8 protein-coding genes and 1 pseudogene are annotated in these 12,592 nt (G+C 64.7%); all 9 read left to right on the top strand.

Translation table 11 applies throughout. The features are described from left to right. Positions 1-313: 313 nt before the first annotated feature. The 9 genes and pseudogenes from ccrA (at position 314) to D1F64_RS22825 (ending at position 12,589) form a co-directional block, all read left to right on the top strand. A pseudogene (ccrA, locus tag D1F64_RS22865) lies at positions 314-1,608 on the top strand (crotonyl-CoA carboxylase/reductase). A gap of 756 nt (positions 1,609-2,364) precedes the next feature. After that, complete coding sequence (locus tag D1F64_RS22860) at positions 2,365-3,396, top strand: ABC transporter substrate-binding protein (protein ID WP_248304559.1); 1,032 nt, start codon at positions 2,365-2,367, stop codon at positions 3,394-3,396. A 77-nt stretch (positions 3,397-3,473) separates the two neighbouring features. Next, on the top strand, positions 3,474-4,343 hold the full coding sequence (locus tag D1F64_RS22855; RefSeq protein WP_117414295.1) for a proline/glycine betaine ABC transporter permease: 870 nt from the start codon (positions 3,474-3,476) through the stop codon (positions 4,341-4,343). A gap of 1 nt (position 4,344) precedes the next feature. Then, positions 4,345-5,550, top strand: coding sequence for a glycine betaine/L-proline ABC transporter ATP-binding protein (locus D1F64_RS22850; RefSeq protein ID WP_117414294.1), 1,206 nt, complete (start codon positions 4,345-4,347; stop codon positions 5,548-5,550). A 333-nt stretch (positions 5,551-5,883) separates the two neighbouring features. Beyond that, positions 5,884-8,739 carry a DUF3772 domain-containing protein gene (locus tag D1F64_RS22845; RefSeq protein WP_162901720.1) on the top strand — a complete coding sequence of 952 codons (2,856 nt, stop codon included), beginning with the start codon at positions 5,884-5,886 and terminating at the stop codon, positions 8,737-8,739. An 11-nt stretch (positions 8,740-8,750) separates the two neighbouring features. Then, positions 8,751-9,317: a CAP domain-containing protein gene (locus tag D1F64_RS22840; protein ID WP_117414292.1), complete on the top strand. Its 567-nt coding sequence runs from the start codon at positions 8,751-8,753 to the stop codon at positions 9,315-9,317. 468 nt (positions 9,318-9,785) lie between these two features. After that, positions 9,786-10,775 (top strand): TRAP transporter substrate-binding protein, encoded by a 990-nt coding sequence (locus tag D1F64_RS22835; protein WP_117414291.1) that lies wholly within the window; start codon positions 9,786-9,788, stop codon positions 10,773-10,775. Continuing rightward, complete coding sequence (locus D1F64_RS22830) at positions 10,768-11,292, top strand: TRAP transporter small permease (protein ID WP_117414290.1); 525 nt, start codon at positions 10,768-10,770, stop codon at positions 11,290-11,292. The genes D1F64_RS22835 and D1F64_RS22830 overlap by 8 nt, the downstream gene beginning before the upstream one ends. Then, the gene (locus tag D1F64_RS22825) at positions 11,285-12,589 is read left to right on the top strand and encodes a TRAP transporter large permease (protein WP_117414289.1); all 1,305 of its coding nucleotides are present in this window, start codon (positions 11,285-11,287) and stop codon (positions 12,587-12,589) included. The genes D1F64_RS22830 and D1F64_RS22825 overlap by 8 nt, the downstream gene beginning before the upstream one ends. Positions 12,590-12,592 lie beyond the last annotated feature (3 nt).

Genomic DNA, 12,592 nt, shown 5'->3' with positions numbered 1-12,592 from the left:
CGGGTTTTTTCGTATTCGTTTGAAAACACTGATTTATGGCGCGTTCCGCGCCATTTCTCGGCAAATGCATGCCATCTCTGCCATCTTTCCCGCCGGGCCGCGAGTGACGGCCACGCAAGATTATGACCGTGTGCGGCTCCCGGCTTTACGATGGTTGCGACTAAAGGACCATTCCTGCCTCTTGCGCGGGGCGCATATTGCATCGCACTATTGATTGGCGCATCCTGACCCTTCCGCCGCGCGAAGGCGCGCGGAAAGAGTGAAATAACGAGGGGATGGCGCGGGGGAGTCCGTCTAGCGCGGGAAAAGGAACATGTCAGCAATCGTTGAAGCCGAAGAAACACGTCCGGTCCCCAAGGCCGAACTCAAGGATCTCTACGACATCGGCGAGATCCCGCCGCTGGGTCATGTGCCGGCGAAGATGCACGCCTGGGCGATCCGCCGCGAGCGGCACGGTCCGCCGGAAGAGGCCATGCAGCTCGAGGTGCTGCCGACCTGGGAGATCGCCGACGACGAGGTGCTGGTTCTGGTGATGGCCGCCGGCGTCAACTACAACGGCATCTGGGCCGGTCTGGGCGAGCCGATTTCCGTCTTCGACGTCCACAAGAGCCCCTATCACATCGCGGGATCGGACGCCTCGGGCATCGTCTGGGCGGTGGGCTCGAAGGTGCGACGCTGGAAGGTCGGCGACGAGGTGGTCATCCACTGCAATCAGGACGATGGCGACGACGAGGAGTGCAACGGCGGCGATCCGATGTTCTCGCCCTCGCAGCGCATCTGGGGCTACGAGACGCCGGACGGATCGTTCGCGCAATTCGCCCGCGTGCAGGCGCGCCAGCTGATGCACCGGCCGCAGCATCTGACGTGGGAAGAAAGCGCCTGCTACACGCTGACGCTGGCCACCGCCTACCGGATGTTGTGGGGGCATCGTCCGCATATCATCAGGCCCGGCGACAACGTGCTGGTGTGGGGCGCCTCCGGCGGACTGGGCGTCTTCGCCGTCCAGCTGTGCGCGGCGGCCGGCGCCAACGCCATCGGGATCATCTCGGAAGAGGACAAGCGTGACTTCGTCATGAGCCTGGGCGCCAAGGGCGTCATCAACCGCAAGGATTTTTCCTGCTGGGGGCCGCTGCCGAAGGTCAATTCCGAGGAATACAAGACCTGGTTCAACGAAGTGCGCAAGTTCGGCAAGGCGATCTGGGACATCACCGGCAAGGGGTCAATGTCGACTTCGTCTTCGAACATCCGGGCGAGCAGACCTTCCCGGTTTCCACATTCGTGGTCAAGCGCGGCGGCATGGTGGTGTTCTGCGCCGGCACCACGGGCTTCAACATCACCTTTGATGCGCGCTACGTTTGGATGCACCAAAAGCGCATCCAGGGATCGCATTTCGCGCATCTCAAACAGGCCGCCGCCGCCAACAAGCTGATGATCGAGCGCCGCATCGACCCGTGCATGAGCGAGGTGTTCCCCTGGGCGCAGATCCCCAAGGCGCACACGAAAATGTGGAAGAACCAGCACGCGCCGGGCAACATGGCGGTTCTGGTCAACGCGCCGGAAGCCGGGTTACGCTCGTTCGACGACGTGCTGGATGCGTCCGCACGCTGACAATGGCGCGCCGGGAACGGCGCGCGGGCCTTGCCATCCCCGCTTGCTTCATGCCGCTCCCGGTTCTCCCGGAAGCGGCATTTTCTTTGAATCGGCACGGATTGTCTTGCCCTCGAAGTTACAGTTTCAGTATGCGTCAAGACATATTCGAGATCTTGCGTGCGGGGCCTAGGAGAATAAGTAAGAATGAATGAAATTTTCTCTCAAGGTGAAATAATTATTTTTCATCGTGTAGTCGGATAGATTATTTTTTCACGAATATTGAAGAGTCCCGGGTTTTCGCACCTTCAACCGCAGCTCTGTGTTGACTTGTCGGTCAAAAAATCTATCATGATCAGATGAAATACCGTGACGCCTTCCCGGCGTCGCGTGATTGGGTGCGGCCGCTTCCTGCTCGACACTCGAGCACGGATTTCATGCAAGACGCAGCGCTTGCCGGCGCCTTTCATGGCGCCTTCGATGGTTCCCGGGATGTTTTCCGTCGTGTTGAACCATTTCGATGCCTGTGCGCTGAGCGTGTGGTGTCTGGCGTGTCTTCCGCTCCTGAGGGACTCGGGAGCGTGCCGTGGATTGCTTGATCCGCGCTCGAAACGATCCTTCGGGACCGGCAGGGCCGTACATGCCAAGAGAGTAAATCCGCGAGAAACGGCCTTGTTTCGCGCGGATGGGCTCGAACAAACGGAAATCCGGAGCGGTTTCGCCGCGAGAACGCCGATGTTTTCGTGGGCATCGCTTCAATCGAATTGGAGACGACACGTGCGCCCACTCTTTAATGTGCTCGCCGGCCTTGCGCTGGCCTTGCCGCTGACGACGATGTCGGCCGCCGCCGCCGAGCCGACATGCGAAATCGACCGCCCGGTCGTGTTTGCCGGCCTGGACTGGGATTCCAACGCGTTTCACACCGCGCTCGCCAGCTACATTCTGGAAAAAGGCTACGGTTGCGCGACGGACGTCATACCCGGCTCGACCATTCCGCTTCTCAACGGCATGGCACGCGGCGACATCGACGTGACCATGGAAATCTGGCCCGACAACGTCACCGAGGCGCTGGCCAAGGGGACGGCTGCCGGCCAGTTCCAGGATCTGGGAATCAACTTCCCCGATGCGACCCAGGCCTGGTTCGTGCCGAAATACATGGTCGAGGGCGACGACGCGCCGGCCAAGGGACTGAAGAAGGTCTCCGACCTGCCGAAGTACAAGGAACTCTTTGCCGATCCGGAAGAGCCGGGCAAGGGCCGCTTCTACAACTGCATCGCCGGCTGGGGCTGCGAGGTCATCAACACCAAGAAGCTCAACGCCTACGGCTTGCTCGACGATTTCGTGAACTTCCGTCCGGGCACCGGCGGCGCGCTGGCCGCGGTGATCGAATCCTCGATCAAGCGCAAGAAGCCGATCGTCTTCTATTACTGGGGTCCGACCTGGGTTCTCGGCAAGATCGGCGACGAAGTGGTGGCGCTTGAAGAGCCGGCCTACGACAAGGAAATCTGGGACAAGCTGTCGGCCGAGACCGACCCGACCAAGGTGACCGAGGCGACGGCCTATCCGCTGTCGAAGGTGCACGTCTACGCGAACTCCGATTTCGCGGACAAGGCGCCGAAGCTCGTGGAGTTCCTGACCGCCTACGAGACGACCAACGCGATGGTCTCCAGGGCGTTGGCCTACATGCAGGACACCGGCGGCACGGCTGACGATGCCGCTCAGGACTTCCTGAAGAACAGCCGCGACGTCTGGACCACCTGGGTTCCGGAAGAGGTGGCGGCACGCGTCATGGCTGGCCTGGAAGGCTGAGGCACACGGCAGTGTGATTGATTGGGCGGGGCGCGACGAGGTTCGTGTCCCGCCCTTCGTGCAAGGACGAGACGTCAATGGAAATTTCGCTGTTTCTGGATTTCGGACGCCCGATCCGCAAGGCGGCCAACACGTTCGTCGATTTTCTGGTGATCAACTACGGGGACGGCTTCGAAGCCTTTTCCAATTCGATCCTGACGTTGCTGGTGGCCCTTGAGCAGCTCTTGCGCAGCGCGGATCCGATCGTCATCCTGCTGGTCGTCGGGCTTCTGGCCTATGCCGCAAGCCGCCGGCTCTTCATGTCGTTCGGTATGGTCGCGGGGCTGTGGTTCATTGGCTCGCTGGGACTGTGGGAGCAGGCCATGCAGACCATCGCGATCATGCTGGTCTCGGTGTTCCTGTCGCTGGTGATCGGCGTGCCGCTCGGCGTGCTGGCCGCCCGTTCGCTGCGATTTCGCACCGCGCTGAACCCCGTGCTCGATCTGATGCAGACCATCCCGAGCTTCGTCTACCTGATCCCGGCGGCGATGCTGTTCGGGCTCGGCAAGGTGCCGGCGATCCTGGCGACGGTGATCTACGCCGCGCCGCCTCTGATCCGCCTCACCGATCTGGGCATCCGCATGGTGGACACCGAAGTCGTGGAAGCCGCGCGCGCCTTCGGCTCGACGCGCTGGCAGATCCTCAAGAGCGTACAGATTCCGCTCGCCTTGCCCTCCATCATGCAGGGCGTCAACCAGACCATGATGATGGCCCTGGCGATGGTGGTGATCGCCTCGATGATCGGCGCGCGCGGTGTCGGCGAAACGGTGCTGCTGGGTCTCCAGCGCAACGATTCCGGGCAGGGACTGATCGGCGGCATCGCCATCGTGATTCTGGCGATCATCTTCGACCGCATCACCCAGGCTGTCGGCCAGAGGATGCAGAAGTTCCGCAAGGTGGCTGGTTGAGATGTCCCTGATTGAAATCAAGAATGTGACCAAGATCTTCGGTTCGGCGCCGGAAAAGGCGCTGCCGTTGGTCAAGGCCGGCATGGGCAAGGACGAGCTGCTGGCCGAAACCGGCCACACGCTCGGCCTGCACGATGTCTCGCTCAGCATCGAGCAGGGCGAGATCTTCGTCATTATGGGCCTGTCGGGCTCCGGCAAGTCCACGCTGATCCGCCACTTCAACCGGCTGATCGATCCCACCGACGGCGCCATCGAGGTCGACGGCACCGACATTATGAAGTTCCAGACCAGCGAGCTGGTGGCCTTCCGGCGTCACCGCATGGGCATGGTGTTCCAGCGCTTCGGCCTTCTGCCGCACCGCACTGTCATCGACAACGTGGCCTTCGGCCTCGAGGTCCAGAAGGTGCCGAAGGCGGAACGGCAGGAGACCGCGCGGAAGTGGATCGAGAGCGTCGGGCTGGCGGGTTACGAGGACCAGTATCCCAGCCAGCTTTCAGGCGGCATGCAGCAGCGCGTCGGCCTCGCACGGGCGCTGGCGACCGACGGCGATATCCTGCTGATGGACGAGGCGTTCTCCGCGCTCGACCCGCTGATCCGCAGTCAGATGCAGGACCAGTTGATCGAATTGCAGGAGAAGCTGCACAAGACCATCGTCTTCATCACCCACGATCTCGACGAGGCGCTGCGGATCGGCGACCGCATCGCCATTCTCAAGGACGGCGAGCTGATCCAGGTCGGTACGCCGCCTGAGATCCTGCTCAACCCGGCCGACGACTACGTGCGCGCCTTCGTGCGTGACGTCAACCGCGCCCGGGTGCTGACCGTGGACGTGGTGATGAAGCCGCCGGCCCACCGCATCACCACCGACAATCTGGACCGCGCGCTGGACGAGATGCGGCGCACGGGCAAGGATTTCGGCTATTACGTGGCGGACGACATCTATCATGGCGTTGTCACCCAGGAGGCCGTGGAGCAGGCGATCGCGGGCAACGACCGGGCCGTGACCATGTCGGATATCGCCGTCGAGGCACCCCACTTCGGGCCCGAGGACACGCTGGAAAACGTACTGCCGGCGTCGCTGGAAAGCGACTATCCGATCGCCGTTCTCGGCGACAAGGGCGAGCTCAAGGGCGTCGTCGGGCACGACGAGATGAGCCGCGCGCTGACGCCGCCGCCCGAGGATCCGGCCGCGAAGGCGATGAACTAGCGCCGGCGCCGCGCCTTTGCGGAGCGTGCCGCCAGAACGAACCGTAGGCCCACCCCGCGCCGGCAACGGCGCGAGATGGTGTCGCTCCGGCCCGCCGCGTCGGCGCCACAATGTGTTGGCACATCGGGGCCGGATTCGCGCCCGGATCCAACCCCGCGCGGGGCGACCGACGCTTCAGGTTTACGCTATGTCAGTTTCTGCGCTATTCAGGCAAGGGCCCGCGCCCATCGGGATCTTGTCCGACGCGCCCCGGACGTTTGCCCGCCGGAGGCGCGCCGGATCCCGTGTCCCCGGACGCAATCGCGTGCGGACCGTTCAAGAGAGCCTGCGATCGTGAAGCGCCGAATTCGAAATTTTCGCCGCGCCGTGACCGGACCGTTGGCCGCGGCCGTGGTCGGAATCGCGGTGCTGGCCGGAATCACTGCGGGGACCGGCCGCGACTGGGCGGGCGCTCTGAATGCCCTGGCCCAGCCCGCAAGCGAGCAGGCAACCGAAACGCAGCCTGTGCCCGGCGTGGTGGGCCGCATCCTGAACCAGGCCCTGCCGCCGCAGGACGCGCCCAAGGCGGCAAATCCGGCCGGCCCGACATCGGATGCGTCCTCTGATGCGGCGCCGGGTACCGGGTCGAACGACGCAGCATCCCCCGTCACAGCCACCGATGCGCCGCCGGTCGCGGGTCCGCTGCCGACCCTGCGCGACGCGGTGCGCCTGCCCGGCGGCTCCGACACGCTCGGCGACCAGGAGCGCGCGGCTCAGGTTCACGCGAAGCTGGACGCCTGGACGGTCACCTTTGAGCAGATCGACGCGGCGCTGAAACGGCCCGGCATCGGCCGTCCGATCCTCGACGACCTGCGCAGTCGCGCCGAAGCGGTGAAAGCCGCCGCCGAGGACACGGCTCGCAGCCTGCAGCCGCGGGTCAAGGCGGTGGAGCGCAAGGTTGCCGAACTGGCGCCGGCGGAAGCCGGCGCGGAAGCCGAAACCGAGGAGGTGCGCGCGCAACTCGCCGAGCAGCGCGCGCTGCTGGCCACGCTCACTGGAGCGCTGAAGCAGGTGCAGGTGGTGCAACTGCGCGCGGAAGAGATGATCACGCGGATCTCCGATGTGCGACGTGGTCAGCTCACGCGCCGGCTGCTGACGCCGTCCTCGAGCATTCTCGATCCCGGCCTGTGGCTGCGGGTGGCCACCGACACGCCGGCCACAGTGACAGCCCTGCGGCTGCTGGTGCAGGACTGGTTCAGCCTGATCTATTCCAGGGCCGGCGGCTGGGCTGTGCTCTTCGTCTTCGGCGCGCTGATCGCCTCCGTGATTCTGGTGTGGCCGGTTCGCCATGTGCTGCTGGAACGCGCGGCGCGCGATGGAGACGTCGCCGACCCGACGCCCGTTGCGCGCTCGGGCGCCGCGGTCGCCATCACCTTTCTCGCCGTTGTCGTACCCGTTATCACCATGGTCGTGCTCTACCGCGGGCTCGATGTTTTCGAGCTGATGCCCGAGCGCATCGGCATGGCGTTGCGGGCGATTTTCCGCGGGCTATTGATGTTCGCCTTCGCCCAGGGGCTGGGCTGGGCGGTGATCGCGCCCAAGAAGCCGGGCTGGCGGCTGATTCCGCTTTCGGATGCGCGCGCCGACGGGCTGATGAAACTGGTGTTTCTTGGCGGCGTGGTCTTTGGCCTGGGACTTTTTGCCGACGGCATCGACGAGGTGCTGCGCGTCCCGGTTGAATCCTCGGATGCCATCGCGGCCGTCATCTCCATCGCCGTGGCGCTGCTGAGCATGGCGGCGCTCAGGATCGTCGCGGCGGAACCGGCGCGCGAGGAGGAGGATGCCGCGGGCGCATCGGGGCTGAATTTCCTGTGGCGCTGGCTGATGCCGGTGTACTGGCTCGCCGCCCTTGTGTCTCTGGCCGCGCCCGTGTTCGGCTACATCCAGTTCTCCTGGTTCATCACCGAGCAGATCGTTTGGAGCGCCTCGGTGCTGGGGCTTTTGCATCTGCTGCTGATCTTCACCGACGACGTGGCGGCGGCGGCCTTCCGTGCCGACGCGCCGGTGGGTCGCGGACTGACCGAGAGTCTTGCGATTAGCGGCAACGCGGTCGAACAGATCGGCGTGCTGCTGTCGGGCGTCGTGCGCATCCTGCTGATCGTCGGCGCCGTGGTTTCCGTGCTGGCGCCCTGGGGCGTGAACACGACCGATATCACCAGCCTGTTGCGCCAGGCGATGTTCGGCTTCCAGGTCGGCTCCTTCACCTTCGCGCTGTCGGACATCGTCATCGGGCTGGCGATCTTCGTGGTCGGGCTGACCGCGACGCGCGCTATGCAGCGCTGGCTGGAAAACCGCTATCTGCCGCACACGCGGCTGGACGTGGGTCTGAAAACCTCCATCCGCACCACCTTCGGCTACATCGGCGTGATCATCGCCGCCATGGCGGCCTTCACCTTCATGGGCCTGGACCTGCAGAATGTCGCCATCGTCGCGGGCGCGCTTTCCGTCGGTATCGGCTTCGGCCTGCAGTCGATCGTCAACAACTTCGTCTCCGGCCTGATCCTGCTCGCCGAGCGTCCGATCAAGGTGGGCGACTGGATCGTGGTGGGCGCCGAACAAGGGTTCGTCCGGCGCATCAACGTGCGGGCGACGGAAATCGAGACCTTCGACCGCCAGACCGTGATCGTGCCGAACTCCGACCTGATATCCGGTGTGGTCAAGAACTGGATGCACCACGACACGACCGGCCGCATCATCATTCCCATCGGCGTGAGCTACGCCTCGGATCCTGAACAGGTGCGCGACATTCTCATGGAGGTCGCCAGCGACACCAAACAGCTGCTCGCCTATCCGGCGCCGCAGGTGTTCTTCATGGAGTTCGGCGCGAGCTCGCTGGATTTCGAACTGCGCGCCTATCTCGCCAATATCGACCAGTCGCTGATCGTCAAGTCCGAGATACGGTTCGACATCATCCGACGTTTCCGCGAGGCGGGCATCGAGATTCCCTTCCCGCAGCAGGATATTCATTTGCGCGACATGGATCGGCTGGAGGCCGTGATGGGCCGCGGCGGACGGGCCGCGCGACCGGCGCCTGCGGAGACTGCGGCCGCCCGCAAGCCAGTCGCGGCGACGCCGCCCGGTGCGGCGACGAAGGACGACGTTTCCGGTGATGAAGGTTCGCAGGACGCGGGCGACGGAGACGGCCGGTGAGGAACAATCCCATGACAATCATCGCTCGCCGCGCCGCAACCGCGCTGTTTCTCGGCCTGCCTCTTGCCCTGGCCGCCTGCGGCCCGCGCGATGCGGGAGGTCCGTCGTTCTATGTCGATCTCGCCGAGCGCGATGCGGAAATCGACACGGAGGCGGCCGTCGCCATGATCAACGGGTACCGCCGCAACAAGGGGTTGCCGCTGCTGCAGGCCGACGCGGCCTTGCAGCGGGTCGCGCACAGCCAGGCCCGCGCCATGGCGGAAAAGGGCCAGGTAGATGTGTCGCTGGAGCGTGGAAACCTGGTGCGCGCGCGGCTCGACCGCGCCGGATATCCCGCCGGTCCCGCTGTCGAGAATGTCTCGGCCGGCTATCACACGCTGGCCGACGCCTTTTCCGGCTGGCGTGGATCTCCGCGCCACGATGCCAACATGCGCCATGCCGACGTCACCCGCATGGGCATCGCGACGGCTTACGCGCCGGGCAACAAATATAAGGTCTTCTGGTCGCTGGTGCTCGCCGGCCCGGCGACGGAGGGCGAGCAGACAGCAGCTGAGCCGGTTCCGGCGGTGAAGCCTTAGAAGACCTCCTTAACGGCAATCGGGAAACCCATCCCGCCCGAAGGGCAGGGCACGACCGCCGGCAATCCGCCGCGTCGACAGTCTCCGTGTGGCCGGATACGCCCGTGACGCCGGGCCTGTGCCGCGTCACGCAAATTGATATCTGTACATACTTTTGAATTGACCGCCGGCCGAATTCCATGCTTATGATATGTCAACTTATCAAATTTGTCGCATGAGCGGGCAGCGCGTTCCCGACATGGCCTCCGGGGAAACGGGCGGATGCGAGACGATCGAGATGCGATGTGCGTCGGACGGCCGCTGTCGCGGGATCCCTTTTCGCAGGGCTGGAGGCGGCGCACCGGTTAGCGGCCTTTTTCACAGACCGCCGATCGGAAGGCTGCGTCCATTGCACATTGTGGAGCGCGCACGAAGGAGCGGGGCCCTCGCGCGGGACCCGGTGAACAAAGGATACGGGAGGAGATGAGGATGATTGTGAAGACTCTGACTGGCGGGCTGACCGCCACACTGATGCTGGTCGCGCCGATGGCGCAGGCGACCGAGTTGAAGCTGGCCGATTTCCAGCCGCCCACCCATTTCGTTGTCGATACGACGTACAAGCCCTTCGCCAAGACCATTTCCGAGGCGACCAACGGCGCGGTCACCGTAAGCCTCTTCATGGGCGGCGAGCTCGGTCCTGGACCGGCGGAGCAATACAACCGCGCGGTCGACGGCGTCGCCGACATCGTCTTCAGCCTGCCCGGCTACACGGCGTCAACCTTCCCGAAAACTCTTCTGAGCGAACTTCCCGGCGTCATCGATGCCGAGACCGGCACCGCCAGGGTGCTGGCCAATCTCGACAAGCTCTCGGGCGAATACCGCCGCGTGGTGCTGTTGGGACTTTGGAACAACGCCCCCAATCTGCTGTTCATGGCGGACAAGCCGGTGCGCAGCCTCGACGATCTCAAGGGGCTCAAGATCCGGGTTCCCTCGCGCAACGCAGGGCTGGTAATCGAAGCCTGGGGTGCCGCGCCCGTGTCGATGCCCGCCCCGGCGATCTACAACGCCATGCAGACCGGGGTGATCGACGGCGCCATGATCGACGCCACCACCCTTGGCGCGTTCCGGCTGAAGGAAGTCACGAAATACATCACCCAGGGCATGGACACCACGATCTCCAGCTTCTTCCTGATCATGAATCGCGACGGTTTCAAGGACCTGATCGAGGCGCAGCAGAAGGTCGTTCTCGATGCGGGCCGCCAGGCGGCGCTCGACGGCAACGCGGCGTGGTTGCGCATCGCTGATAAGGCGATCGCCGATTTCGTGGCAACCGACGGCAAGGAGCTGATCACGCTGGCGCCTGAGGAAGCCGAGAAATTCAACGCGGCCTCCGCTTCGGTGGTGGAAACCGTGATCGCCGAGGCCGATGCGAACGGGCTCGAGGCCTCGGCCTACGTCAGCGCTCTGAAAGATGACTGACGAGACCGCGCGACCCTCGCGCGGTCTGGCCCATTCGACACCCGTCGAATGGGCCGTGCGCGCCCTGACCCTGCTTTCCTCGATCGCGCTGGCGATCCTGCTGATCGCGACCTTCGCCGGGGTCATCATGCGCTATGTCTTTTCCGCCCCCATTCTCGGTGGCAACGAGATCATCGAACTGGTTTCCGTCGCGCTTGTGATGCTGGCGATGCCGTCGGCGGCGCAGCGCGAAGACCATGTGCGCGTCGATGTGTTCGACAACGCCATCGGCGCGACCGGACGATTCCTGGGCGACATCCTGGCGCGCGGGATCTCGATCTACCTGCTGTCGCTGCTTGCCTGGCGCACCTGGGCCAAGCTGCGCGACGCCGCCGAATTCGGCGACGCCACAAATATGCTCGCCATTCCGCTGTGGCCGTTCTACGGGCTTCTGGCGCTCGGCGCGGCGCTTTACGCGCTTGTCCTCGCGCTGCAGCTCGCCGATGTCCTACGTGCCGGAGTGAGCCGGAATGAGTGATTTCGCGATCGGGCTCGGCGGTCTGGGGGCGATGTTCGTCCTGATGATCCTGCGCATGCCGGTGGGCATGGCCATGCTGGCGGCCGGCTACTTCGGCACTCTGATTCTGAACGGCAGTCGCTCCGCCAACGCGCTGCTGGTCACCGAGACGTTTTCCGCGACCGCGAATTACTCGCTGACCGTGGTCCCGCTGTTCATCCTGATGGGCAACATCGCCTCGGCCGCGGGCTTCAGCCGTCGCCTCTACGAGGCCGCCTTTGCCTGGGTCGGATGGCTGCGCGGCGGCCTCGCCTCGGCGTCGATCGTCGGCTGCGCGGCGTTTGCCGCCGTCAGCGGCTCCTCGGTCGCCACCGCGGTGACCATCGGGCGGGTGGCGCTGCCGGAAATGAAGCGGTTCGGCTATTCGGACGCCCTGGCCACCGGCGCGGTCGCGGCGGGTGGCACCCTGGGCTTTCTGATCCCGCCGTCGACCGGCTTCGTGATCTACGCGATCCTGACGGAGGAAAGCATCGGCCAACTGTTCATGGCGGGCATTCTGCCGGGGCTTTTGCTGACCGCGTGCTTCATGGCCGCCATCACGCTCGTGACCCTCGTCGACCCCGCCGCCGGACCGCGTGGACCCGGCGTGCCGCTGCCTGAGCGCTTTCTGGCGCTCGCGCGCGCTCTGCCGCTGATCACCGTGATCATCGTCTCGATCGGCGGCATCTATCTCGGCGTGTTCACGCCGGTGGAGGCCGCGGGCGTGGGCGCGGGGCTGGTGATCATCATGGCGGTGGCGGCGGGAAAGCTCGACCGGGCGCTCGCCGGCAAGGCCGTCGCCGACACCGTGCGCACGACCGCGATGCTCTATCTCATCATCATCGGCGCCAGCGTACTCAATCCCTTCCTCGCGCTGACCCAACTGCCGGCAACCCTCGGCGAGGCAATGATGTCCGCCGGGCTCGGGCCCTACGGTGTGCTGCTGCTGGTCGTGCTCGCCTATCTGGTGCTGGGGATGTTCATGGACGGGCTGGCAATGCTGGTCGTGACGATCCCGATCTTCTTTCCGATTATCATTGCGGTCGGATTCGATCCGATCTGGTTCGGCGTGATCGCGGTGATTGTGATCGAGATGGGTATGATCACGCCGCCGGTGGGGCTGAACGTCTTCGTGGTCAAGAGCGTCGCCCGGGATGTGCCCATGGCGACGATCTTTCGCGGCGTGCTGCCGTTCTGGTGCGCGATGGCGGTATGCCTGCTGCTGATCGTGCTGTTTCCGCAGATTGCGCTGGTGATCCCGCAGGCGATGTTCCGCTAGGCG

This window comes from Breoghania sp. L-A4 (assembly GCF_003432385.1).
Classification (GTDB): Bacteria; Pseudomonadota; Alphaproteobacteria; order Rhizobiales; family Stappiaceae; genus Breoghania.
Note: the sequence above shows the minus strand (reverse complement) of the source record. Positions and strands in the feature narration are given on the sequence as shown.